The 25,360-nt window shown below is 41.1% G+C and carries 25 protein-coding genes and 1 tRNA gene; 10 read left to right on the forward strand and 16 right to left on the reverse strand.

From position 1 onward, the window contains the following. Together AN389_RS12670 and AN389_RS20550 are read right to left on the reverse strand one after the other, a co-directional pair. Positions 1-87 (reverse strand) — tRNA-Ser (locus AN389_RS12670). Between the two features lie 220 nt (positions 88-307). After that, positions 308-448, reverse strand: a complete 141-nt coding sequence (locus tag AN389_RS20550) for a hypothetical protein (RefSeq protein ID WP_004589025.1) — start codon at positions 446-448, stop codon at positions 308-310. 327 nt (positions 449-775) lie between these two features. On the opposite strand from AN389_RS20550, the gene AN389_RS12675 reads away from it, so the two are divergent. Further along, positions 776-1,648, forward strand: coding sequence for a diacylglycerol kinase family protein (locus AN389_RS12675; RefSeq protein WP_055015843.1), 873 nt, complete (start codon positions 776-778; stop codon positions 1,646-1,648). A 36-nt stretch (positions 1,649-1,684) separates the two neighbouring features. Here the strand turns inward: AN389_RS12675 and AN389_RS12680 are convergent, their stop codons facing one another. After that, entirely contained in the window at positions 1,685-2,614 is a 930-nt protein-coding gene (locus tag AN389_RS12680; protein ID WP_055018189.1) for a DMT family transporter, read from the reverse strand. A gap of 104 nt (positions 2,615-2,718) precedes the next feature. Here AN389_RS12680 and AN389_RS12685 point away from each other — a divergent pair, with 104 nt between their 5' ends. Next, positions 2,719-4,161, forward strand: coding sequence for a PLP-dependent aminotransferase family protein (locus tag AN389_RS12685; protein WP_055015845.1), 1,443 nt, complete (start codon positions 2,719-2,721; stop codon positions 4,159-4,161). Positions 4,162-4,220: 59 nt separating this feature from the next. Here the strand turns inward: AN389_RS12685 and AN389_RS12690 are convergent, their stop codons facing one another. After that, positions 4,221-5,015 (reverse strand): YggN family protein, encoded by a 795-nt coding sequence (locus AN389_RS12690; protein ID WP_055019949.1) that lies wholly within the window; start codon positions 5,013-5,015, stop codon positions 4,221-4,223. 380 nt (positions 5,016-5,395) lie between these two features. Between AN389_RS12690 and AN389_RS12695 the strand changes: the two genes are divergently transcribed. Next, positions 5,396-5,581 carry a PA3496 family putative envelope integrity protein gene (locus AN389_RS12695; RefSeq protein ID WP_004589020.1) on the forward strand — a complete coding sequence of 62 codons (186 nt, stop codon included), beginning with the start codon at positions 5,396-5,398 and terminating at the stop codon, positions 5,579-5,581. A gap of 116 nt (positions 5,582-5,697) precedes the next feature. Here the strand turns inward: AN389_RS12695 and AN389_RS12700 are convergent, their stop codons facing one another. The 3 genes from AN389_RS12700 to AN389_RS12710 all read right to left on the reverse strand — a co-directional run bounded on the left by AN389_RS12700 (position 5,698) and on the right by AN389_RS12710 (position 7,642). Next, positions 5,698-6,183, reverse strand: a complete 486-nt coding sequence (locus tag AN389_RS12700) for a glutathione peroxidase (protein ID WP_055015847.1) — start codon at positions 6,181-6,183, stop codon at positions 5,698-5,700. A gap of 458 nt (positions 6,184-6,641) precedes the next feature. Further along, positions 6,642-6,941, reverse strand: a complete 300-nt coding sequence (locus AN389_RS12705) for an AzlD domain-containing protein (protein ID WP_055015848.1) — start codon at positions 6,939-6,941, stop codon at positions 6,642-6,644. Next, a complete protein-coding gene (locus AN389_RS12710; RefSeq protein ID WP_055015849.1) occupies positions 6,938-7,642 on the reverse strand; it encodes an AzlC family ABC transporter permease in 705 nt (234 codons plus the stop codon). The genes AN389_RS12705 and AN389_RS12710 overlap by 4 nt, the downstream gene beginning before the upstream one ends. A 149-nt stretch (positions 7,643-7,791) precedes the next feature. On the opposite strand from AN389_RS12710, the gene AN389_RS12715 reads away from it, so the two are divergent. After that, positions 7,792-8,454, forward strand: a complete 663-nt coding sequence (locus AN389_RS12715; protein ID WP_055015850.1) for a cytochrome b/b6 domain-containing protein — start codon at positions 7,792-7,794, stop codon at positions 8,452-8,454. Positions 8,455-8,517: 63 nt separating this feature from the next. Here the strand turns inward: AN389_RS12715 and AN389_RS12720 are convergent, their stop codons facing one another. Next, positions 8,518-8,970: a cytochrome c gene (locus tag AN389_RS12720; RefSeq protein WP_055015851.1), complete on the reverse strand. Its 453-nt coding sequence runs from the start codon at positions 8,968-8,970 to the stop codon at positions 8,518-8,520. A 214-nt stretch (positions 8,971-9,184) separates the two neighbouring features. Between AN389_RS12720 and AN389_RS12725 the strand changes: the two genes are divergently transcribed. Beyond that, positions 9,185-11,518 (forward strand): S8 family serine peptidase, encoded by a 2,334-nt coding sequence (locus AN389_RS12725; protein ID WP_055019950.1) that lies wholly within the window; start codon positions 9,185-9,187, stop codon positions 11,516-11,518. A gap of 11 nt (positions 11,519-11,529) precedes the next feature. Beyond that, positions 11,530-12,063: a S8 family serine peptidase gene (locus tag AN389_RS12730; protein WP_055015853.1), complete on the forward strand. Its 534-nt coding sequence runs from the start codon at positions 11,530-11,532 to the stop codon at positions 12,061-12,063. A gap of 51 nt (positions 12,064-12,114) precedes the next feature. Here the strand turns inward: AN389_RS12730 and AN389_RS12735 are convergent, their stop codons facing one another. Continuing rightward, positions 12,115-12,579, reverse strand: a complete 465-nt coding sequence (locus AN389_RS12735; RefSeq protein WP_055015854.1) for a DUF2721 domain-containing protein — start codon at positions 12,577-12,579, stop codon at positions 12,115-12,117. A gap of 238 nt (positions 12,580-12,817) precedes the next feature. Between AN389_RS12735 and AN389_RS12740 the strand changes: the two genes are divergently transcribed. Beyond that, positions 12,818-16,525 carry a S8 family serine peptidase gene (locus AN389_RS12740; RefSeq protein WP_055015855.1) on the forward strand — a complete coding sequence of 1,236 codons (3,708 nt, stop codon included), beginning with the start codon at positions 12,818-12,820 and terminating at the stop codon, positions 16,523-16,525. A 133-nt stretch (positions 16,526-16,658) separates the two neighbouring features. Further along, entirely contained in the window at positions 16,659-18,845 is a 2,187-nt protein-coding gene (locus AN389_RS12745) for a S9 family peptidase (RefSeq protein WP_055015856.1), read from the forward strand. Positions 18,846-18,903: 58 nt separating this feature from the next. Here AN389_RS12745 and AN389_RS12750 read toward each other — a convergent pair whose 3' ends face one another. The 4 genes from AN389_RS12750 to AN389_RS12765 all read right to left on the reverse strand — a co-directional run bounded on the left by AN389_RS12750 (position 18,904) and on the right by AN389_RS12765 (position 22,632). Next, positions 18,904-20,391: a cell wall metabolism sensor histidine kinase WalK gene (locus tag AN389_RS12750; protein WP_055018194.1), complete on the reverse strand. Its 1,488-nt coding sequence runs from the start codon at positions 20,389-20,391 to the stop codon at positions 18,904-18,906. Between the two features lie 5 nt (positions 20,392-20,396). Next, a complete protein-coding gene (locus tag AN389_RS12755; RefSeq protein ID WP_055015858.1) occupies positions 20,397-21,122 on the reverse strand; it encodes a response regulator transcription factor in 726 nt (241 codons plus the stop codon). A 62-nt stretch (positions 21,123-21,184) separates the two neighbouring features. Continuing rightward, entirely contained in the window at positions 21,185-21,919 is a 735-nt protein-coding gene (locus AN389_RS12760) for a spondin domain-containing protein (protein WP_055019951.1), read from the reverse strand. A gap of 11 nt (positions 21,920-21,930) precedes the next feature. After that, positions 21,931-22,632 carry a spondin domain-containing protein gene (locus tag AN389_RS12765; RefSeq protein WP_055019952.1) on the reverse strand — a complete coding sequence of 234 codons (702 nt, stop codon included), beginning with the start codon at positions 22,630-22,632 and terminating at the stop codon, positions 21,931-21,933. A gap of 180 nt (positions 22,633-22,812) precedes the next feature. Here AN389_RS12765 and AN389_RS12770 point away from each other — a divergent pair, with 180 nt between their 5' ends. Both AN389_RS12770 and AN389_RS12775 read left to right on the forward strand, forming a co-directional pair. Continuing rightward, positions 22,813-23,178 (forward strand): DUF4870 domain-containing protein, encoded by a 366-nt coding sequence (locus AN389_RS12770; RefSeq protein WP_055019953.1) that lies wholly within the window; start codon positions 22,813-22,815, stop codon positions 23,176-23,178. A 55-nt stretch (positions 23,179-23,233) separates the two neighbouring features. After that, positions 23,234-23,668, forward strand: coding sequence for a YqaA family protein (locus tag AN389_RS12775; RefSeq protein WP_055019980.1), 435 nt, complete (start codon positions 23,234-23,236; stop codon positions 23,666-23,668). Between the two features lie 2 nt (positions 23,669-23,670). Here the strand turns inward: AN389_RS12775 and folX are convergent, their stop codons facing one another. The 3 genes from folX to folM are packed head-to-tail and all read right to left on the reverse strand — an operon-like array spanning position 23,671 to position 25,329. Then, positions 23,671-24,027 (reverse strand): dihydroneopterin triphosphate 2'-epimerase, encoded by a 357-nt coding sequence (gene folX, locus AN389_RS12780; protein ID WP_055015862.1) that lies wholly within the window; start codon positions 24,025-24,027, stop codon positions 23,671-23,673. A gap of 2 nt (positions 24,028-24,029) precedes the next feature. Continuing rightward, positions 24,030-24,584 carry a GTP cyclohydrolase I FolE gene (gene folE / locus AN389_RS12785; RefSeq protein WP_055015863.1) on the reverse strand — a complete coding sequence of 185 codons (555 nt, stop codon included), beginning with the start codon at positions 24,582-24,584 and terminating at the stop codon, positions 24,030-24,032. 25 nt (positions 24,585-24,609) lie between these two features. Beyond that, the gene (gene folM, locus AN389_RS12790; protein ID WP_055019954.1) at positions 24,610-25,329 is read right to left on the reverse strand and encodes a dihydromonapterin reductase; all 720 of its coding nucleotides are present in this window, start codon (positions 25,327-25,329) and stop codon (positions 24,610-24,612) included. Positions 25,330-25,360: the final 31 nt, after the last annotated feature.

Consider the following 25,360-nt stretch of genomic DNA (forward strand, 5'->3'; position numbering starts at 1 on the left):
GGAGAGATAGGGATTTGAACCCTAGATAGGCTACAAACCTATGCCGGTTTTCAAGACCGGTGCATTCGACCACTCTGCCATCTCTCCGTGACGCAGAATAATACTTAGGTGATACCGTTGTGTAAATAGCAAATAAACTGTTTGCTTAAAAAGTAGACGTAATTGCGGTTTTTTTTGTAAATAGAGGGAAATTAGAAGGATTTAAACTAAAAATTAAAGGGTGGCAGTAAACTAAGGGAGCTAAAGAAGTGCTTTCAATAGTGGTTAGTTGTTTACTGCCCCTGCTTAATAATCATAACAAGGTTGATTATTTGTATTGCGCGGCACTGTTTAATGCTAATTTTTTGCCCATACGGTTTAATTTAGCCAGCATTTTAGCTTTACGGTTAGTTGGTTTTACGCCAACGTGGGCTGCTGCATTTTGGTTTAGGGTGTTTATTGGGTTCATGTCTTTGCTCCAAGGTGTATGTGTTTAAATCGCGAGCATTTTGACTCTTTTTTGTTTAAAAATACAACAATATAAACTAAGGCTTAGCTATTAGTTATTTTTATCTGAAATTGTTTTGTTTTGTTTTTATTTAAAGCTGATAAGAGGCGGGTTTGCATAGTTATTTAACCGCGGGGTTTAATTTGTGAGTTGTTTTATAAGTGTTTTTTGTTTTTATAAAAGTTTGTAATAAATTTTTACTCACTATTGTGATTAATTATTCAGATAAATTAATTTTAACTTAATTTTTATTTACACTGGCGTGCCGACTAAAAGGGGATAAATTACTTGCAGTTGTTAATAATAGTTAAACCGAGCGTAAAAAAAGCGGTGTTAGAACACCTCGATTGGCTTAAAAAAACATGTCAGAAGAAAAATATTCTTTATATCACGGTCAAAACAACAGGTAATTATGAGTACGACTTAGCAAGCATTAAAGCGAATGCACAAAAAAGCCAAATAGCAGTGGCTATTGGTGGCGACGGTACGCTTAATTTGGCACTTAATGGCGTGATTAACAGTACCTGCAGTTTGGCAATATTACCTTGTGGTACGGGTAACGATTTTGCGCGAAGCTTTCATTGCACGGCTAAACAGTGGCAAAACGCTATTTTTAATGCCCCTACACACTTAATTGACATAGGTAAAATTAATACCCGTTACTTTATTAATGTGGCTGGTGTTGGTTTTGATGCTCATGTAATTAAGCAGTTAGGTCATTTACAAAGCATGCCTGCTTGGCGTTATAAGTGGACGAGTTTTAAGTCGCTCTTTACTTATAAAGCAAGCACACTACAGGGAGTATTTTTAAATAAACAAAGTGAGTACCCAAATTTAATAACTGTATTTGCGAACTCTCAGTATTTTGGCGGCGGAATTAAAATAGCACCTAGAGCTGAAATTGATGATGGCCTGCTTGATTGCTACCAAATGCAAGCGAGTAGTGTTGTTAATCACTTATTTAGCTTTATTAAACTTCTTTTTAAGCGCCATCACACCCTAAAAAGGCTCACTTATAGCCAATTAAAAGAAGCGCATATTACAACTAAAAATTTATTCGTTGAGGCGGATGGCGAGCTGGTAGGCGTCACGCCCGCGATTATTGCTATACATAAGCAGGCCATTAATTTTCATATACCAATAAAAAAGCGCCTACAGTAAAGTAGGCGCTTTTGTGTTAGTGCGTTAAAAACGCCTCTAACTGGGGACGGAACCATTTTTAGCAACGCAGCGGCTTGCTAAAAAGGCGTTAATTCTTTTTGTGGGGGTAAGTACAATTGCATTACCCAGTAGTACTAAACTAAAACCGGCAAAGGTGTTTGCGTGCCATTCAAAGCCTTCAAAAAAGCTACTTAATGTGACTGCCACCAACGGAAACAAAACGATGGCGTAACTTGCTTTTTCGGGGCCAATGTTTTTTAACAAAGCAAAATAGCAGCCAAACGCAATCACAGTGCCAAAAACTGATAAATACAACAGCGACAGCCAATAGCTGGTAGGGGCACTAAAACTGACCGTTATACCATTTATTAATACATAAACGGCTAAACCAACTGCGCTATATAACATGCCCCATGCGTTACCCTGCAATACACCTATTTGCCGATTAGAATTGCGTACACTGATCATATTGCCCAATGAAGCCACAAAGGTGCCCCCAAGGGCAAGTAGTAACCCGACCAACGCCCCATTACTCAAGTCGAATTGCTTTAAATGCGGCCAAAATAGACAAATAATACCTATCACACCGATTAGCGCGCCGCAGTAAATTCGTTTGGCTATAGGTTTTGCAAAAAATAAACGGGTGTTGATTATGTTCATTATTAATAGCATCGAAAAAGCAATAGAGGCCATTGCCGAAGAAAGGTAGTTTTGAGCCCAATACAAAAGCAAATAATTTAAGCCAAAGTTGCAAATGGCCAATAAAGCAAAAAAACCATGATCGACTAATGAAAATCGCATATTAGGTTTTTTGTAGGCCGCAAATAGCCACATACATACAGCTGCTATGGCAAAACGATAAAGCAAAGAAAGCTCCACAGCGATATCGCCTAGCTGAAATGAAATCGCCAGCCACGTAGAGCCCCAAATTAACACTGTTGTGAGATATAGCGCTGCGCTTTTCATGGCACACCTCTAAAAAACTGATTGAGTGGTTATTTTAAGGCCTATCTGTATACTTACCATATACAGAAAAGTATAAATGTAACCTATACAGATTTGAGCGAGATATGCAGCCAACAGCCAGTAAGCAAAAAGCCGAGTTTTTATATCAACAAGTTATTGAGCTAATCAAGGATATGCAAACGCAGAAGGTATTATTACCAGGGGAAAAACTTCCATCACTTCGTAAAATGGCCAATAACTTAAATATTAGCGTTCCAACTGTTAAGCAAGCGTATCAAGCGTTAGAAGATCAAGGAGTAGTGGAGGCGCGTGAAAAATCGGGCTACTTTTTAACGGTGCTTAATACGGTTTATAGTTTACCTAAGCGCGTAAAATTAAGCCGTGAACCTGTCACTGTAAATAAACAAGCGTTAATAGAGCAAGTATATAGTGCTATTCATCAGCCTAATATTATAGCTTTTGGTATCGCGAATCCCGTTGCTGCTGCCCCTACCGATAAAGCACTTGCGAGAAATATGCGCCGAGTTATGACAATTGCTGGACCGAGTGTTATAAATTATGGCCCTATTGATGGTTTTGGTGCGCTTAAAAAGCAATTAGTGCATAGATACTTAGGCTTTGGTATTGGCGTAAATATAGATGAACTGGTGATCACTAATGGTGCGCAAGAGGCGCTGGCTATCGCACTTAAGTGTGTTACTAAGCCCGGCGATGTAGTGGCTATTGAAACCCCGTGCTATCACGGCATTATTGAATTAATAGAGAGCTTAGGCTTAAAAGCGCTTGAAATCCCGCTATGCCCCGACAACGGTATTTGGCTTAATGACCTAGCTCAAGCGCTTGAGCAACATGATATAAAAGCATGCTTATTTTCGACCGCAATCAATAACCCGGTTGGCAGCTTTATGAGCGATGAAAGCCGTAAGCAAATGGTGGACTTAATAGAGTCACATAATGTTGTTCTTATAGAAGATGATGTGTACGGCGATTTGCACTTTACTGCCAAGCGCGGCACGCCCGCTTTAGCGTATTCAAAAAAGGGGCTTGTGATCAGCTGCGCCTCGTTTTCAAAAACGGCGGCACCCAGTTATCGAGTAGGTTGGTTAATAGCAGGCAAGTTTGCTGGTCAAGCGCGCCGGCATAAGCGTGCATTAAGTTGCTCTGCCTCACTTATAAATCAGTGGACGCTTTCTGAGTTTATAGCCAGTGGTGAATATGACCGTAATTTAAAAGTACTTAGGCAGCGCTTACGTAATAACAAAGAGCGCATGCGGTGGTGCTTATTAAACGCAATGCCTAAAAATACACGTATTAGTGACCCTAAAGGTGGGTGTGTTATTTGGCTAGATTTAGGCCAAGGGGTAGACAGTCAAAAGTTATTTTTACTGGCTTTAGAAGCTGGTATTAGCATAACCCCTGGCCTTATTTTTTCAGCAAGTAATAAATATAAAAGCTGTATTAGGTTAAGCTACGGGGTGCAGTGGAGCGAAAAAATTGAGCAGGCTATTACCACGTTAGGTGCGCTGGCTCACACGCTAAAAGAATGAAAAAAGCAGCACCTAATATACAAGTGCTGCTAAAGGGATGTTAAATACGGTTTTGTGTATTAGTTTTGTTTAATGGTAAATAACTCGTAACCTTTTAGTTGCGGTAACTGCGCTACTAATTGCTCTTCTTGCTGTGCAATGCTGGCAAAGCTGTCGCATAAAGAGTTAGCACGCTTTTCAAGTGCACTGGCATGTAGCTCTACTTTTTCTTCTATTTGCGCGCCCATATTTTCCATGCGTTGCTCAAATGCATCCATATCACCACCCGAACCAAGTAGCTCAGAGCCTAAAGCAACTAAAATACTGCCCATTGATTGCATAACGGCAGACTCAACCACGGTTTCTATTTGCTCCTCAAACTGGTGTTCAAAGTTTTCACCAAATTGATTAAAGCTTTGCTGGCCCATTACAAACGTACCTTTTTGGTAAAAGGTGTTTTCTACTTCCAGTTTTATATCGTCCATTAGGCCAGACAAGTCGTCAAGCCCATCAATATTAAATGCGTTGGCTACTTCCTCTAGTGCTACACCGGCTATTTTCACTCCGTCTAGGGCAATATTAGCAACCTCCGGTAGCTGCGTACGTAAGTTATCCGAATATTGGGCAAGCGCTTGGCGCTGCTCGCTGCTAATGGATACTTGTTCGCCATTTATAGTTAATTTGCCATTGCTGTTAAAGCGCATGAATTGATTAGATGCGGTAAAAATTTCTAATTCGCTAGGCTTAATGCGTACATCGTTTTTAAACTCTACATTGCACTGTTCGTTGCTAAACGAAATACCCGCATTGTTATCGTTATGTGCCATTGCAGCGGGTGTACAAATTAAAGCGCTTACTAATAGTAAATTTTTCATGTTTATTCTCTAATAATTGTTGATGACAGTTAAGTATTAACAAGTTTGATGCCATTATTTATTTTTATTTTAAAACAATTGGTTATGAAAATTTGTGTATTTGTAATGATTTTTAATTTTGATAAATAAACTACTTTTTAGTCAAAAACACTAAAAATAAATAAATGATAAATTTTATTTGTCGAAACGATAAAAAACTCTCACTTTCCACTTTCTTAATTTAGCGCTATTTATTCACAATATTGACATGAAGGCTATTTACGATAGTCACGTGGCTTTATTTTGGTGCTAATTTGTTCGTATTTTAGCGCTAAACTTTTTTAATTTACCAAGTGCAGGAATCAACCTGAGTTGGTCTTAAGCACTTTATGGAGTGGGTTGTGGGTAAGACATTTAGTTACGATGCGCTAGATGATGATTTTGTTGAAGACGAGTACGAAATGGTCGGGCGTAATCAGCATGATAAAAAAAAGCAAAAGGTAAAAAAGAAGTTGGAAGATTACCTTGAGCAAAAACGTTTGCGTAAAAACCTAGGTGAAGACGACTTAAACGATTACATAGACTAAATTGTGCTAGTTAAAATAATGCGCCTGTTTTAAGGTTTGAATGTGCGTATACGCATGTTTGAAAGCTAAATACTGGCAATAAAGAGGCTTTATGCCTCTTTATTACTTTTATGTACTTACTTTTTAGCGAGTGCTTGTTGAATGGTGCTTTCTAACTTTTCTGGTTTTGTAAAAGGGGCATAACGTTTAATAGGCGTACCGTCGGGTGCGATTAAAAACTTAGTGAAGTTCCACTTTATTTTTCGTGTTAAAAAGCCGGGCAAGGCCGATTTTAAATACCTAAATACAGGGTGTGCGTGACGGCCATTTACATCCACCTTTGCGGCCATTAAAAAGCTTACCCCATAGTTAATTAAACAGCCTTGTTGTATTTGCGTCGCGTCGCCTGGCTCTTGCTGACCAAATTGATTACATGGAAAACCAATTATAACCAAGCCAGCTTGCGCGTATTTAGTATGTAGCGCTTGTAGAGATTCATATTGCTTTGTAAATCCACACTCACTGGCGGTATTAACAATAAGTACAACCTTTCCTTCAAAGTCGCTAAAGTTAATTGTTTTTCCGTTTAACGCAGTAGCCGTTAATTGATGAAATTCATGCATGATGGGCGCTTTTTTATTGTTGTTTGCTACATTCTACCCGCTGTAGCGCGTTACTAAAAGTATAAACTTTAGACATTGTTAATGGGTTGGCTGTTATTTAGGGCGTGTTGAACTTTGCGGATTGAAATTTGTTCAACCTAGGAGCGATCAAATCGCGGCACGAGGTTTGTAACCTAGTAGGCTCGATAACTGCTCCTGCGTTATTCTAATGACTTACATCCATGTAAGAATAAGTAAAAACCGAGCAGAGCTTCCGCGTCCTGCTCACGCCCCTTACCTACATCCATGTAGACAACAAAGAGTTTATCGCCCCTAGGCAGAACCCAAAGGGCAGCGCATGTTTGGCATTTATGCTACGTTATCGCCTATTTATGGGGAATAACCACACTTCATAGGCTCTGCCTTGCCTAAAAACCAAACATACTGCTGCAAATTCAAACGCCAAAGGTCAACACGCCCTAATTTAAAATTAAAAATAACCCCATACTGGCAAGCGTTGTGTAATAAATATTATGTGTTTTATAGGCAACAATAATCGCAACGATAGCTGCGCTTAAATAAGGGTTGTGCCAGTTTAGGTTGATCCCCTCTTCATTTATAAAAATAATGGGTACCCAAATAGCGGTTAGTACAGCGGGTGCGCTAAAGCTTAAAAACTGCTGCATTTTAGGGCCCACCTTAAAACCAAGGCGTTGATGTAAAAATAAGTAACGAGTAAAAAAGGTAATACACGCCATTAATAATATAGTGAGCATCATAATGGGCAGTCCTTTTTTTGAGTAAGCCTTGCAGTAAAGTAGCCTGCACTCATTGCAAGTAGAGCAGCACAAACTAACCACAATTCAAATCCCGTGCTTTTTAAAAGTGTGGCGCTAATACCCGCAACAATCACTGTAACCAGCGAGGCTAAATTTTTTATGCCCGGTACCACAAGTGCAATAAATGTAGCTGCAATAGCAAAGTCGAGCCCTAAATTTGTTAAATCAGGGAGCACACTTCCTGCAACTATGCCTATGAGTGTCCAAAGGTTCCATGCAATATAAAAACTAAAACCCGCACTTAAAGCGTATATTAGGCGCGCTTTTGTTTTATAGGCTTTGCGGTGATGCGAAAAGGCAAACAGCTCGTCGGTTAGTACAAAACTGATTGGTAAGCGCCACCGTAATGGTTGTGAAATAACTTTATGGCGTACGGCTAAACCGTATAAAAAATGCCGAGAGCTAATAATAAATGTGGTAAATAGAATAGTCAGTAAAGGGGTGTTACCGGCCATTAGTTCAATGGCAACTAATTGTGCAGAACCCGCGAATACAAGTAGTGACATTGCTTGTGTTTCTAAGGCGCTAAAGCCATTTTGAATCGCTAAAGAGCCACATAATATCCCCCAAGGAACAACCGCTAAGCAAAGCGGGAGCATGTCAAAAAAACCTTTTAATACTGCGCGTTTAGTTATATTCATTAATACAAGTAGCTAATATGTGTGTGCGTTTAGTGTGCCATAAATAGGGCTTTATGTAATATCATTAATGCAGCACTAGTAAAACTTTGGAATAATAGTTTTAGTATCAAAATAATGCGCCAAAGACTGGCAACAAGTTGAGGATTCATATGCAAAGTATAAAAGTATGGGATGGCTTTATAAGAAGCTTCCATTGGTTATTAGTGATTAATATAGCTGTGCTTTACTTTAGCATTGACGAGGGCATGATTGAGCTACATTTTGTAGCTGGCTTTTTCGCAATCGCATTAATAGTGACTCGTTTAGTGTGGGGGCTGGTGGGCAGTAAAACGGCAAAATTAAGTGCGTTACTGCACTCGCCAATAGCAGTACTTAAAGAGTTTAAAAATCCTAGTAAAGGGGTGGGTCATTCGGCGCCAGGTAGCTACATGGTTTTGTTGTTTTTTGTGCTTATTATAGTGCAGTTAGTAACTGGGCTAATGAGCAGTGATGGCATTTTGACTGATGGTCCTTTGGTTGAGTACGTGTCGAGCTCAACAGTTGATTTTGCAAATTGGCTGCACCGCCTTAACTTCGATATTTTATTTTATGCTATATGCCTGCATGTTACTGCCATAGTTGTGTATAAAATAAAAGGAAAGCCACTTGTCAAAGCAATGATCACCGGTAAACAGGCTAACAGCGAGCAAGCCACTCAAACTAATATAGATAACACCCAGGCACCTTGGTTAGCGTGGGCTATTTTTGTTGGATTACTCGTGCTACTGGCTGTTACATGGGGCAAAGAACCACTTAATTACTTGCTAAGTTAATAGCTAAGAAAAAACAAAACGGCGCATAAAGCGCCGTTTTAGTGTGTGTTGTTTTAATTGTAATTAGTCTTTAAATTGCTTGTGGCAATCTTTACAGCCTTTGGCCCAAGCGCCAAATGCTTTACCAATTACCGCCTTATCACCAGATTGAGCTGCTAAAGCTAACTTATCTGCATTGGCCGCGAAGGCATTGGCTTTTTTAACAAAGGTTGCATTGTCTGACCATACATCAGCTAAGGCTGCCGTATCACCTTTATCTGTGCCTTCGTAAAACGCTTCCCATGGCATTTTAGAAAGGGCAGCTGCGTTATTAGCGCGCATTTTAAATTGTTCTGCATCAAAAGGAATTTTACCTTTTAGCATTGCGCCCATATCGCTAATTTGCACTGAAATCATAGAAAATGCAGCTTGACGGTATTCAATAGCATCACTTGGTTCTTTAAATGCAGTATTTGCAGATACGCTAAGTGTACATGTTGCTAAAGCAACCCCTGCTAAAAATTGTTTAAATTTCATGTTTTGCCCCTGTAAGAAATTATATCTACTAATTAGACATCTTGAATCGATTACTTATTTTATTCAAGTGAAACTTTAATGTCTCATAGCTTGTTTTCTGAATATATCATTACACCTTGTCATTTTATTGTTAACGACTGTAAACAGTGCGTTGTTATTAAGTGCCCTGTTGTGTACCTTGAGTCATCATAAAAATAAATAACGAAGGAAGTTTATGAAGCATAATATCTTTAAAATGTCGGCGCTTTCTGCCGCAGTAGTTATGACGCTAGCAGGGTGTGGTGGCAGCGACAATGACAATAATAGCCAAGTTGCTGTAGTAACCGATGTTGCACCAAAAGCAAGCGATGTAGCCGTTGCCGGTTTAAAGCAATGGGTACCTGTAACAGCTGAGTTTAATGCAAGTGATAACGATGGCGATACACTAGGCTATACATTTACTGAAAATGGTGAAGCGGTTGAAGCACAAGATGGCGTATATACTTTTAGCCACGGCTTACTCACTGTTGAAGGCGATACCTTTACTTACGTTCCAGTTTCGGGTGAAGATGCGGTAATTGATTACACCGCTAATGCAAATGGTAAATCGGCGTCTGCGCAATTAGTTATTAGTGATATTGCAACTGATCCGTTAGCTAATCAGCAATGGCATCTGCGTAACACAGGTCAAAAGTCGTACGCTCTAAGCGATGAAATGAAGCAAGGCCTAATTGATTTATATGTTAACCAATTAGGTTACAGCGAAGAAGAAGCGCAAACTATTTTTGACGAGGATTTTGCTGAATCAGAAGCAGAAGAATTGGTTGTTGGCGAGGATATGAACGTAGCAGCAGCTTATGCTCAAGGTGTTACAGGTGCTGGCGTAACGGCGGTTGTTGTTGATTCTGGTATGGAAATTCGTCACGAAGATTTAGTTGATAACGTTTTACCTAATCGCTCTCTAAACTTAGATGCAGAGGCGCTTGACCGTACCGACCCTACAAGTTTGTCAAACAGTGGTGACCACGGTACTAGTGTTGCAGGCTTAATTGCAGCAAAAGGCTGGAATGGTAAAGGCGGGCGCGGTGTTGCACCAGATGCTGGTCTCATTGGCATGAACTACCTAGGTGGCGATAAAATTGAGCAAACCGATTTACTCGCTCATGGTTTCCCTGGAAGCGGCATTAGCACATCAGAAAACATTTCTGCTTTTAACCGCAGCTACGGTATTACCTTCCCAACGTTTATTGGTTACTCAGAGCTAGATGAAGCTATCGAGTCATACCCTAACCTTAGCCTTCGTGGTGGTAAAGGTGCGCTAAACATGAAATCAAGCGGTAACTCGTTTGTAGATGGTGGCGATGAGGGGTCATTATGTGCTGATAATGGCGCAAATGAGTTAGGTCTTACTTGTTATAACGGCGCGTTTGAGCCAAGCCAGGGTCATCCATATTACTTAAGCGTTGCAGCTGTAAATGCTGATGGTACACATACAAGCTACTCAAGTGGTGGTGCTAACCTAATGGTTTCAGCCCCTGCGGGTGAATACGGGCGCTGGGCGCCTGCCATGGTAACAACTGATCAAATGACCTGTATTAACGGGTACTCAGGCTTTAATGGTAGCTCGATTACAGCATGGGCTGCAGCATATGGCGAAGACTTTGCGGCATCGCAATACCCATTCAATTACCCAGGCCATGAAGATAACGCTAGCTGTAACTATACCTCAACGTTTAATGGTACTTCTTCGGCAGCACCTAATGCGTCAGGTGTAGTATCACTGATTTTATCAGCTAATCCGGAGCTAACATGGCGCGATGTTCGTCATATCTTAGCTACTACCAGCACAGTCAACGATACAGAAGATGAAGTTATAACGCTTAGCGTTGGTGAAGGTGAATTTGTAGCGCATGACGGCTGGGTTGAAAATGCAGCAGGTTATAACTTTAATAACTTATATGGTTTTGGGCGTGTAGATGCTGGTGCTGCCGTTGAGATGGCAAAAGAGTACGACGTAGTATTAGGCGAGCAAGTTATTACAGATTGGAGTGGTGTTGGCTCTGTTGTTGAAGAAGATGCCCTTACGCTAGAAATTCCAGACAACAGTGCTGCGGGTGTTACACAGCAAATCATTGTTGAAGAAGAGTTAAACATTGAAGCTATGCAGTTCAAGTTTGATGTGAGCAACACTGAAATGGGCTTTGGTTTAGCGGATGGTACGCAAACCTCTGCTGGTACCGATTTAGCAATCGAAGTAACGTCTCCATCAGGCACGCGTAGTGTATTACTAGCGTCTAAGCAAGCTCTATTCTACCCAGCTTATAGTTTTACTAATGGTTGGAACACAGGTTATGTTTTAAAGGATGCGGTACTTATGTCTAATGCCTTCTATGGCGAGACAACAAAAGGTACGTGGACTATTCGTGTTCTTGATGCTGCAGCAGATAGTTTTGCTTTTACTGATGGTACTGACAATGGTCTTGGAGTTACTGGTATTTCAAATAACCGTGCAGCAAGCGTTTTAGAAGGCGTTTCGTTAAGAGCATTTGGTCACGCAGGTCAAGAGTAAGGAATATAGATATGAAAATGAATAAATTAGTTATTTTAGGTGCTGCTGCGTGTATTTCTCTAAGTGCAACAGCGAGTTCAGTAGCAGATAAAGAGCTGCAACTTCCAAAAAAGCCGGTAAATAGTGTGAAATACAGCAAAACCGACTTTGGCTCTTACGTTGTAGAAAAAAACTTACGTTTAGTACCAGCAAGTGTTGCTGCTGATGAGTATGTTGTTTCTACTAAAGGTGAGATGGCGGTTGTTGAATCTTCTGAGGCTTCATCGTTAGTAACAAAAGGGACGCTGGTACGTAATGTACTAACAAATAACTTAACGTCGCTTTCTGGCAATATCACTATTTTGCTTAAAGATGACATGAACGCAACAGAGGTAGCTCAGCTATCTGGCTTGAAGGTAGTGTCTGTTTTCCCAGGCACTAAAATAGCGGTATTAGCTGTTAATGATGGTCAAGATATTTTAGCTGCTGCAGAGCAGTTAAAGTCATCTGACTATACAAAAGAAGCACGAATTGAAGTGTTAGAGACTATTTATACTGCACAATAAAATTAAAATGTTGTGATAAAAGCCCGAGTAAAGCCTCGGGCTTTTTTATTGCTAATCATTAATATCAGCAAAAATCATCCCTCGGCGCATACTACGTGTGGCCAAAAATACTTCACCAAGTAACGACATAAAACCACATATTAATAAGGCCATTGCAGCCACAAAGCAGCTTGCAATGGTTACCCCTAAATTAATAGATTGAATATGCGATAAAAACAACTGCATTACCACGGCACATACTAGCAAAGCACTTAAAACGCTCATACTAAAAGCAATGTGAATACATCGCGAGCGCTTTAACAGGGCGCGTAGCTCTGTGGCCAAGGTTTTATTAAAGTCTTCATCGGTGCTTACTTTAAGTTTTCGCTCAAGTTGCCTCGCACGATCAGTAATGCGCGCTAAACGATTAGATAAGACTCCGAGTGTGGCTGCAATTCCTGTAATTAAAAAGACAGGGGCGACTGCAGTCTGAATTACTTTAGCCATGGTTAAAATATTTATAACGTCGTTACTCATTCATTTTCCATAGAGAAGTTAGGGTTTGTTTACAGTGATTTACAAATGCCGGTTAGCTAAAAACTTGTTTTTTATTAATCATTTATGATTTTTGCGAAGGGCTTTTTTTGCACCTTTGTAATCTAGCTGTAATTGAGTTGTTGCTAGCTTAAGGGCTGAAGTTCTATATTAAAATCACAATTCTAATAATATCGAATTGAGTAAATACAATAATATAAAACACACTCCAGGGGAAATAATGTCTAATATAACACTGAAAAGAACCGCTATTTCATCAGCTATAGGTTTAGCTATGATGTCATACGGCGTAGCAGCTACACCTGATTTATCTAAAGGATACGTCCCAGAAACATCAAGTGTAAAAACATACTCTCAAGATAAAACTATCTCTACTAAAGCACGCTATATTATCCAGCTTGAAGATGAGCCGCTAGCAACCTACAAAGGCGGTATCGCAGGGCTTGAAGCAACCTCTGCCGCCGTTACTGGTGATAGTAAAATTAAACTTAGTTCAGCACCCGCTTTAAAATACAGCAGTTACTTAAAAGCCAAGCAAAAAAGCGTAGCACAAGTAGCCGCGTCTGTTAGTGGGGGCGCTGTATCACACTCATTCAGCACCCTTTTTAATGGTATCGTAGTAGAGGGTGAGCAAGGACAGCGTGAAAAACTCGCTAAACTTGCGGGTGTTAAAAAAGTATTTTTAGATACTGAGTACCACACATTAATGGATGCTTCTATTGATGTAATTAGAGGCGTAGAGGCTTGGCAGGCGCTTGGTGGCCAATCTGAAGCGGGTAAAGGCGTTAAAGTTGCGATCATTGACTCGGGTATTCGCCCAGAAAACCCAATGTTTTCAGATGTGGGTTTCGCAGCTGCAGAGTTTAGTGAAGAAGAGGCTGCTTACATCGCAGAAAACCCTGATTACTGTCGTATAGAGGGCGGTGAAGCCGATTTTTGTAACAACAAATTAATTGTTGCACGTGCATTTGGCCCAACACCAAGTGATGTTCATCCTGATGAATATATTGGCTCTCCACTAGGATACGACGGTCACGGAACGCATGTTGCGGGTACCGCTGTAGGTAACCCAATTGAAATTACTTACCAAGACAATAACGTGTCAATCTCAGGTGTAGCACCAGCAGCACAATTAATGGCTTACAAAGCGCTTTGGCACACAGCCGATGGGCGAGGCAGCGGTACAACTGTAGCGCTCATGGCTGCATTAGAAGCAGCCATTAAAGATGGCGCAGACGTAATTAACAACTCGTGGGGCGGTGGTCCAGGTGGCAACCCTTCTGGTAGTGCGTATAGTGATTTATTCACCGCTGCAGAAGAAGCCGGTGTAGTGGTTGTAACCGCAGCAGGTAACGATGGTAACGGCGCCCAAACTATTGGTTGTCCTAGCTGTATAGAGTCGGGTCTCACAGTGGCCAATACGCAAACAGGGCGTTTTTTCTCTCAGCAAGTTGAAGTGGCAGGCGAAACTTATTTAAGTATTGAAGGAAGCAACGGTTTATTAACAGACCCTATCTCGCTCCCTATAATTTCTGCGCAGGTTGTAGCGCCTGATAACTTTGAAGGGTGTGAAGAGTTCGCTGAGGATATCTCATTTGCGGATTCTGTTGCACTTATCTCTCGTGGTAGCTGCGCATTTACAGCTAAAGCTGAAAATGCAGCAAAAGCAGGTGCAACAGCGGTAATTATCCACAACAATGTTGCAGGCGGTGCAATGGGCATGTCTATGGATGATGCTACAATTCCAGCCTCAGCAATCAGCCAAGAAGATGGTTTAAGCTTAGTTGAGCTTTTAACAGCAGCTGAAGAGCCGGTTATTGCATCACTCGATCCTAGTGTTAAAAGAACAATTCAAGAGAAATTTACTGATGCAGTCAATTCTTCAAGTTCGCGTGGCCCTAATGGTGAGCCTAGCTTCTTAAAACCTGATATTGCAGCACCAGGTACTGATATTTTATCTGCGTATTCGCCAGATGAAGGAAATGGCATTACCTTTAACGCTATTTCAGGTACAAGTATGGCGAGCCCACATGTTGCAGGTGCAGCAGCGCTTATGAAGCAAGCTCACCCAGAATGGAATGCGGTACAGATTAAAACCGCACTTATGAGTTCATCTAAAATGGATGGTCTACATAAAGAAGACTTAGTGACAAAAGCTGATGCCTTTGATGTAGGTGCTGGTCGATTAGATGTACCTAATGCGCTAGAAGCTGCGCTTACGTTTGAACATGGCTCTTACGCCGATCCGAGCTGTTTAAGCGTTTGTAGTTTCTCAAATACCGTGCAAAACATGACAGATACAGCTGGCGAGTGGACGGCAAAAGTAGTAACAGATATGCAAGGCGCAGAAATCTCTGTGTCTCCTAATACAGTTACACTGGGTGCACATGGTTCTACTTCTACTGATTCAGAGGGTGCTGAAACAAGCACAGACATGGCTGAGTTTAACCTAGATATTGATTCAACGTTTAATGATGTTAAAGGTTGGAACTTTGGTCACGTTGTATGGACTCATACTGAAACAGGCCAAGTCGCGCATTTACCATTTGCTATTTATGATAACGAAGCAACCAATAGCAGTGTGTTTAGCGCAACAGTCGATGCCGATTCTTTAAACTCTTCTACTCCAGCAAAAATAGGGGTGCAATTTAACAATACTTTATTTACTGAAGAACTATCTGTAAATGTAAAACTTGATGAGAATGCGGAGCTTTTAAAAGGTGCAGCGCCTGTTGTTGAAGTGACTAATGGTGCAGGCGAAGTAACATTAAGTGAAGACAACAAAGAGCTTACCTGGACGGGTACATTAGGACCAAAAGAGTTTGCTATTAACAGCAGTGATTTCTTAGGTACCTTCTCATTGGCTGATGATGACTTTGAGCCTCAAGCGTGTCCTGACGGGTGTGATGAAATAACCATTACGGTTGAAGCTGACTTTATTTTTGATGGGAAAGAGTACTCAGCATTTACCATCTCAGATAATGGCTTTATTGCTGTTGGTGCAGATGTAAACACCACTAACTCTTGGAGCCCTCAAGCAATGCCTAATGCACGTACACCTAACGGTGTTATAGCGCCGCTTTGGGCTGACTTTGATTTAGCGGGTGGTACGTCCGGTGGCGGTGAGATCTATGTTGCTAAATTTGATAGCGGTTATGTTGTTGTAGAATGGCATGATGTTGAGCTTTGGGGTAGCGCTTCAGGTGATAAGTACACGTTCCAAGTGATCTTAAAAGAAGGCACTGATGAAATACGTATGAATTACATTGATGTACCCACATTGCCTGCTCCTTACTCTGCGGGTGTAGAGTCTGCCGATGGTAACGTAGGAGCTATGCTAGACACCGTTCCAACGGGTAATGGTATTGGTAGTGGCTATTTGGTTGATCAAATTAAAGGCGGTGTGGTTGATATTCAATATCAGGCTTTTGCAAAAGATCGCAGCCATTACACAGCAGCAGATTCTGTAGAAGTTGATGAAGAGCAAACAGTGACTATTGATGTATTAGCTAATGATATGGCTGAGTCGCGTTTTGTATTTGACGCAGTAGCTTCTTCAGAAACAGAAAATGCAGAATTCTCTGCCCATAAAGGCGTAAGAATTAAAGGCAGCCTAGTCGCATCAACTGTTGAGGTGGCTTCTGCACCTGCAAATGGTTCAACTACAGTGAATGAAGATGGCACAATTGATTATACGCCAAATGCGCAGTTCTCTGGTGAAGATAGCTTCACATACACAGTGCGTGAAGCATCAGGCACGACTGCTGAAGAAACCATGGTATCAATTGTTGTTAACGATACCATTGCAGACCCTCAGCCTGTGACCCCAACTCCAGAGCCTGAAAGCAATGGTTCATCGGGCTCACTCGCTTGGTTAACGTTACTTGCTGCGCCGTTTGCATTTATGCGTCGTCGTAAACAAAAGTAATTTTATAACTACTTAGTTATTTTAAAGGGAGCCTCGGCTCCCTTTTTACATAGCTTCACAAACTAAATTACATCACGCTTTATTATTAGGTATATTTAATATCATCAATAATAAAAAACATAGAGATTTAATAATGATTCGTTCTTCATTTACGCTAGCGGCGTTATCACTCGCGGTGCTAGCAGGGTGTGATAATGCGCCAAAAAGTACACCTTCAGAGACAGCAACAACGATGCAAACTCAACAAACAGAAAAACCAGTGAGCGCCGTGGCGCCGATTGCTAAAAAAGTACCGCATGAAATGACGATTCATGGCGATACGCGTATTGATGATTACTACTGGCTACGTGATGACGAGCGTAAAGCGCCAGAAGTTATAAGTTACTTAAATGCAGAAAACGCCTATACCGATGCAATGCTTGCGCACACTAAAACGCTGCAAGATACGTTATTTGAAGAGCTAAAAGGGCGTATTAAAAAAGACGATGACTCGGTGCCAGTAAAAAGAGGTGATTATTTTTATTCATCGCAAACCCGTGGCGAAAACGAATACCCTACTTATGTTCGCAGTAGCGACTTTAAAGGCAGTGATCAGCAAGTTATTTTAGATGTAAATGCGTTGGCCAAAGATCACGACTACTTTGCTGTCAGTGGCTTATCTGTAAGCACTAACGGAAATTTAATGGCGTACGGGGAAGATACTGTTAGCCGTAGAATTTACACCATAAAGGTAAAAGATTTAACCACAGGACAGTTGCTCGAAGACACGCTTGAGGGAACAAATGGCGGCGTTATTTGGGCAAACGATAATAAAACCTTTTATTACATTAAAAAAGATGCACAAACCTTACTTGGCTATCAAGTTTACCGCCACACATTAGGTACACCGCAAAGTGATGATGAGCTTATCTACGAAGAAACTGATACAAGCTATTACACAGGTATTAGTAAGAGCAAAGATGGCTCAGAAATATATATTTGGCACAGCAGCACCAATGCCTCTGGTATGTCGGTACTCAGTGCAGATGATATTAAAGCAAAACCTAAGCGCTTAATTGAGCGTGAGGACGACCTTGAATACAGTATTTCAAAGCTTGGCAATACGTACTACATCGTTACTAACTTAAATGCGGTTAACTTTCAGCTTATGAAAGTGGATGTAGATAAAGCGCATGATAAAGCAAATTGGCAAACGGTGATTGCCCCGCGCGATGATATTAAGCTTGAAGGCGTTGATTTATTTAAAGACTACCTTGTGTACCAAGAACGAGAGCAGGGTCAGTCACGCCTTATTGTACGCCATTTAACTACTGGAGATGAGCATACGCTAAGCTTTAACGACAGTGCGTATACCATTGCAAGCTATGGCAATAACGATATAAACAGCGACAAATTACGTGTTTACTATACGAGTATGACTACGCCAGGTACCTCGTACGATATTGACCTTAAATCGGGTGATAAAACGCAACTTAAACAGCAAACTGTGTTAGGTGATTTTAACGCAGATAACTATGCCTCTGAGCGTATTTTCGTAAAGGCTCGCGACGGTATTAAAGTGCCGGTAAGCTTAGTGTACCGTAAAGATGCATTTAAAAAGGATGGCACAAACCCATTACTTCAATACGGCTATGGCTCGTACGGCGCAACAATGGACCCTACTTTTTCAAGCTCCCGCTTAAGCTTATTAGACCGTGGGTTTGTGTTTGCTATAGCGCATGTGCGTGGCTCGCAAATGTTAGGTCGCCCATGGTATGAAGATGGCAAATTATTAACTAAAAAGAACACGTTTAACGACTTTGTTGATGTAACTAAGTCATTAGTGACACAAGGTTATGGTGCAAAAGACGAAATATTTGCCTACGGAGGGAGTGCTGGTGGTTTATTAATGGGCGCGGTGGTTAACCAAGCACCTGAGTTGTATAAAGGGGTGGTTGCAGCAGTGCCTTTTGTTGATGTGGTTACCACCATGCTTGATGAAAGCATACCGCTGACAACCAATGAGTATGGCGAGTGGGGTAACCCAAATGAAAAAGAGTACTATGACTATATGCTGTCGTACTCACCGTATGACCAAGTGGCTAAACAAGCGTACCCAAATATGCTAGTGACTACGGGCTTACATGACTCGCAAGTTCAATACTTTGAACCAGCTAAGTGGGTTGCAAAGCTACGTGACTTTAAGACAGATGATAATAAACTGCTATTTAAAATAGATATGGAAGCCGGCCACGGCGGTGCGTCTGGTCGCTTTAAGCGCCTAGAAGATACAGCGCTTAATTACGCCTTTATGCTGGATTTAGCTGGTATTAAAAACTAAGTCAGCATGCCCTAATGGGAATAAAAATTAAGTAATGTTTTAAAGGTATAGCCAATGGCTATACCTTTATTTTTTGTGGCAAGTTAAAGCTAAACATGGTGCCTTTACCTAATTCGCTCTGCACGTTTATTTCGCTATCCATCAAGGCAAGTAAACCTTTACAAATAGCCAGCCCTAAACCGCCTTGTTGGCGGCCTTCGTTATTAGAATTAGATGCTTGGTAGTGTGGATTAAAAATAGCATCTAGCTCATCATGTTTTATACCTACACCTGTATCAGAAACCTGCACAAATAACTGTGCATTATCTATATGCTTAACGTGGACAGCTATATTGCCGCCGTTAGGTGTATGCCTAATGGCGTTATCAATTAAATTACTCAGCACACGCTCAAGCTTTGCAATATCCGCTACAACAGGAAAATCGCAAATAGCAGGCTCCACGCTTAACTTAATGCCTTTGCTGTCAGCAGCCAGACTAAATTTGGCAATACAATCGTAAATTAACTCCCCTAAATTAAAGGTTTCTTTGTGTATGCTTATTTCGCCGTTTTCTAAGTGAGCGAGTTCAAAAATTTGCTCAATAAGTTGTTTAAGTTGTGCGCAATTGTTGAGCGAAACGTGTAAGTACTCTTGTTGCTCATTAGCGCTTAGTTGCGAACCTGATTGATTAAGTACCTCTAAAAAGCCTTGTAAAGAAGCAAGCGGTGTACGTAGGTCGTGAGATAAATGAGTCAGTAGTTCTTTGCGTTGTTTATCGCTTTGCTCAAGTGCTTTAAATTGCTCATTAATACGGGTCACCATGGCTTGTATGCTTCGCCCTAGGCTATGCACCTCGTTACTTTTTTGGGTCGAAAAGTTACTCAGTTTTGTGTCTGTTAAGCTGTAATTGGCCGCTTCTATATTACTTACATCTTGAGCTAAACGTTGAATTGGGTTGGTAAAAAAGCGCAGTAAAATAAGCATTGCAATCAGTAAAAATGCCAAGGCCGATGTTAGCCATAATGCTGCAAGCCATAGTCGGTCGTTACTTTTTATATTATTAAGTGAAGTGTCGTAAGCTTCTCCACCAATTATGACATACAGGTATCCTTGCAATGTGTCGTTATTAAACACAGGAGCGACAGAAAATATTTTTTGTTGAGTTTGGTCGCGCGGGTTATCTCCATATATAGGGGCTGCATCAGGGTTATTAATCAATGTTTTAAGGGGCGCTAAATTAATGTGTGTACGTTTTACCTTGCCGGGCTCAGCTGAATAAGTAAGGATTTTGCCGTTTTCATCAACAAAATAAAACTCAAATGCGGGACCTAATAACATTAAAGTATGAAACAGGTTTTCAAGGGCTTTGTAATCGTAAACACCTTCTTTAATAAGTGGGTTATCTTGAACTAAGTGTTCGGCCAGTGCTAGATGTAGGTTTTGCTCGCCATGGTGTTTGGAATTCAGTTCTAGCTGTTTACTCCAGCTATAAACAAGTGCACAAATAAAACAAAAAATAATTACCAAAGAGATAGCTAGTTTTTGATATAAAGACAAATTGAACATAAAAGTTACCCAAGTTGGCTAGGGTTGAGTTTATAGCCTACACCCCATACGGTTTCTATAAAGGGAGCTTGATGATGCTGCTCAAGCTTGGCGCGTAAACGGTTGATATGTGAGTTAACCGTGTGCTCGTAGCCACTATGTTGGTAGCCCCACACTTTATCTAAGAGTTGCTGGCGACTAAATACGTGGTTAGGGTGACGAGCAAAATACACCAACAAATCAAATTCAGTGGCGGTGAGGTTAAGGGCTTGTTCGTCTAAATAAACTTGATGTGAGCTAAATTCAATGTTGAGCGAGCCTATATTTAGTGTTTGTTCGTTGCACGGGATGTCGTTTTCATTATTTTGAATCGCCAGAAGTTGAGAGCGGTGGCGTAACTGTGTTTTTACGCGCGCTTGTAATTCGCGAGCAAAAAAGGGTTTACAAATATAATCATCTGCGCCCATTTCAAGCCCAATTACACGGTCCATATCGCTACTCAGCGCGGTAAGTAAAATAACGGAAATGGTAGGGTAGTGCTCTTTAATTTTACGGCATAGGCTTAAGCCATCCATTTGCGGCAGATTTATATCTAATAAAATAAGCCCGTAAGGCTGTTTTGCTATTTTTTTAAGTGCAAGCTCAGCGCTTATAACATGATCAACATGTAGATTTAGCGTGGTAAGTTGAGTTGTTATTAATTGACCTATTTCTCTGTCGTCTTCTACTACCAGTATTTTTTCGTGACGCATGTATTAACCTCGTAAAAAAAGGGACCTCCATGTCTCCTCACATCCCCATTACAAGCTGGTTATTACTGTGTGCGCTCAATCATTATTTTAGAGACAGGGTTATCAAATTTTTGCCCTGCACCGAGTGCAGAAGTTGATAGCCCATCTTGATTAGACACAACACCTGGATGCATTGTTATTAAATCAATAATGTCGTCGCGTATTTCGTTAAACCCTTCGCCATTTGCAGCCGGGCCTGGCACAGTTTCAGCCGTTTCGGTATTTGCCTCTGTACCTGCATCATAAGCTAAGGTGGTGCGCGTTAGCGTATCGCCTACTGCTAATGTAGATACATCTATAGAACTAAGACCGGTAAAAGCATCATTTGTATTCCCAAGCATGGCAGCAAAAGACAAATTAAGTACATCTTGCGCTTCAACAGATAGCGTTACAGTCGTTGTTTCTCCAGGGCCAATAGGGCCTTCTGCTGAGACCGAAGCGAGTGCATTTTCGTCACTAAGGTACGCTTCGTTAGCGCCGCTTTCTGCAATCATTTCTAAGCCTATGGAGGCTGTTTCACCAAATTGCCATGGTGCGGTTTCATCAAATGCAATAACAGAAAGTGGCGATAGGGGCTGTCCAGCCGTTAAGTTACTAAAGGTAATAGTAAACTCATACACTACAGGTTCCGGCTCAACCACCACCACAGGTTCTTGATCTTCAATAGGGTCGTTATTATCGTTATCGCCACATGCGGCTAGTGAGCTGGCTAACAGTAAAATAAGCGCACTTTTTTTAAAATTAGAAAGAGATGACATAATTAACTCTCCTATTTAACCGTCACAGTTAATTTTGCAACGGGGTTTAACCATCTGTGTACGGTGTTACTTAAATCACTGCTACCGGCATTTAAGTCGTCGTCACCTAAATTACCAGGATGAATATGTACATTCACATTGCTATCTGTACTGGTTAAACCTGCGCCACCTGTACCTGCATCACCCCCTGGTGCTGCTGGGATCCCCGGTGTACCAGGCGCGCCTGAGCCTTCAACTACTAACTCATTGTTTTGTTCAGTACCTGCATCGTAGGCATTTAGATATACTGTATAGGTACCTGCTTCGGTTGGGATTTTCCAGCTATCAAGCCCAACAAAGCCATCATTGGTAGGTAATAGCATGGCAGTAAGCGAAAGGTATTCGTTAGTGTCTGCTGTCATAAGGGTGGCAGAGGCAGAGGCCGTTGGGGCAAGCAATCCTTCAGCTGGATTTGCTGCCATATCACTACCCGCCGCACTTGCTTGAGCCATTAGCTCGGCAATATTACCGCCCTCAGCCATTGTTTGTAGCGCTGTTGAAGCCTCTGTCGCTACTTCAAACAATTTACCTTCAGCGTCGTGCGCTGTTATTAACACAGGTGTAAAGTGAATACCTTGGGTTAAATTTGTCAATTCTAAATCAAGCTCTGCAGCTTGTGTTGTTTGGCTTGCTACGGCTAAAAGAGTGGCAAGTGTAAGTGCTGATGTTTTCATTATTATTTCCTGTAAGTGATGATTCAGATTAAGTATTGAATAACCACCTCAAGAAACTCTCACAAAGTTATCACTTTTTTATCACAGCGGGTTAGGATGTGATATTTAACAATACAGCTATGATTTATGGACACCTGCTCAATAAAAAGGCAGTATGTATTAACTAAAAAGGAGAGCGTAATGGAAGAAAATCAACAGCTTGAGCCGTTATCAAAAGACGAAAAAACATGGGCTATGCTTTGTCACTTAAGTGCTGTAGCCGGTTTTGTTATTCCGTTTGGCTCTATACTTGGGCCATTAGTGGTATGGCTTATTAAAAAAGATGAAATGCCAATTGTCGATTTACACGGTAAAAAATCGTTAAACTTTCAAATCACTATGGCTATTGCCTACTTTGTGTGTTTTTTACTTGTGTTTGCTGTAATAGGTTTGGTTTTGTTGCCTCTTGTGGCTATTTTTTCGTTTGTCATGGTGGTTTTAGCCAGTATTAAAGCCAACGAAGGCAAAGAGTTTAATTACCCGCTGAGTTTAAATTTGATAAAATAGACAGCCATTTTCTAATAAACCCAGCTGTATGCTGGGTTTTTACTTTAAGTACTTAATGCTTTATATCACCTTATTTTTTAGTGCGTTTGTGTCCGCTACTTTATTGCCAAGCTCTTCAGAGGTGGTACTTGCGACGATGATAAGCCAAGCTAAAGCTAATCTATGGCTGCTGTGGTTAGCCGCTACGTCAGGCAATGTACTTGGAAGTTGTGTTAATTATTGGCTGGGTACCCATGTGCTGCGCTTTAAGCACAAAAAGTGGTTTCCGGTCTCTGAGCAGGGAATTGTTAAAGCACAATCTCAGTTTAAAAAATATGGCGTGTACAGCTTACTGTTTGCTTGGCTACCGATTATTGGCGATCCGCTAACGGTTATTGGTGGCATATTTAAAGTACGTTTCAGTGTATTTTTATTGCTAGTAACACTTGGCAAAGGCGTGCGGTATTTAGTCGTTACTGCCCTTGCCATAGGCTTAGATAAAATAATTTAATATTATTTAACCCAATCAAGCGTGAGTGATACCGAGTCGGCAAAACGCAGTGCATGTGGTTTATCCACACGTGCTTTGGCGTAATGCACGCTGGGGTGTTTATGGCATACAGCAAGTATTTCGGCAACCAGCTTTTCAAGTAACAAAAAGTGTCCTTGTTCTACTAGGTTTATCACCTCTTTGGTGATCACTTTATAATTAAGGGCTTGTTCTACTTCGTCTGTTTTACAGGCTTCATCAGCAGGATAGTGAATTTCTAAATTAATCACTACATCTTGCTTTTTTTCCCGCTCTTCAGGGTTAAAGCCAATAAACGTACGTAAGCGTAAGTTGGTTACGTTAATAATTGCGTTGGCCATTATTACCCCTTAATAAGTTGTAAAAACTCGTTACGCGTTTTAGAGTCTGATCTAAAGTTACCTAGCATTACCGAGGTACGCATGCTTGAATTTTGCTTTTCTACACCGCGCATCATCATACACATGTGTTTAGCTTCAACAATAACCCCCACGCCTTTAGCACCGGTTACTTCCTCAACGGCTTTTGCAATTTGATGTGTTAATTGCTCTTGTATCTGAAAACGGCGTGCGAACATATCAACAATACGTGCAAATTTAGATAAGCCCAGTACTTTACCATCGGGAATATAGGCAATATGACAACGACCAATAAAAGGTAATAGGTGATGCTCACACATAGAGTAAAGCTCTATATCTTGCACAAGAACCATATCGTCTGCGTCTGAGGTAAATACTGCATTATTGGTAATTTCATCGAGCGTTTGACGATACCCTTTTGTTAAATACTCCATGGCTTTAGCTGCACGTTTTGGCGTGTCGAGCAGACCTTCACGATTAGCGTCTTCACCTACAGCAGTAATTATATTTTGATAACTTTGTTTTAATTCGTCATGCATAAATTTCTCAGTTTTAATGTGTGTTTTACTTTAAATGGCGACCGCCATCCACAGGCAAAGCGCGGCCTGTGATGTAGTGGCTGCGCAGCAATAAATCAATACTATTAATAATTTCTTGGCAACCAGGCTCTATACCCATCAATGATTTTTTAAGGGTTTTGGCGCGATAAGCCTCGTCATCATGTTCGTTAAAAATAATCAACGATGGCGCTACCGAATTCACCTTTATATTTGGTGCGTACTTAGCGCTAAATGACTTGGTTAAGTTATCAAGCGCAGCCTTACTTGCGGCATAGGCAATGTGTTTTGGGCTACCTGTCTCAACAACATAATCGGTAAGGTGAATGATGTCAGCAGGAGTGCAAGCCTCGGCTTGATACGTCATTAATAGCTCTGCACAGGCATTATTAATTAAATACGGAGTTTTGGCATGAATGCGCATCATGTTGTCAAACAAGCTCGAAAAATCAGGGTTACTGGCTTCGCAGTCCCAACTGGAGGCATTGTGCACTATGGCACGTAAGGAGTGCGTATGCTGTTTAAGTATTTCAATAAAACTGGCAATACCAGCATCGCTGCTAAAGTCGGCGTGTAAGCATACAGCGCCTTGTTGTTCTAACTCATCGACTGCACGGTGGCGCGTACGATAGGTAATAATAATAGCTTGGCCTTGCGATAAAAAGTGCTTGGCAAGTGCAAGGCCAATACGTTGACCAGCACCTGTTATTAAAATAGGAGATGTCATGTAATGCAGTTTTCTCTTTGGCAGGCGTTAA

The sequence above is a fragment of the Pseudoalteromonas sp. P1-7a genome (assembly GCF_001401855.1).
In the GTDB taxonomy this organism is placed as follows: domain Bacteria; phylum Pseudomonadota; class Gammaproteobacteria; order Enterobacterales; family Alteromonadaceae; genus Pseudoalteromonas.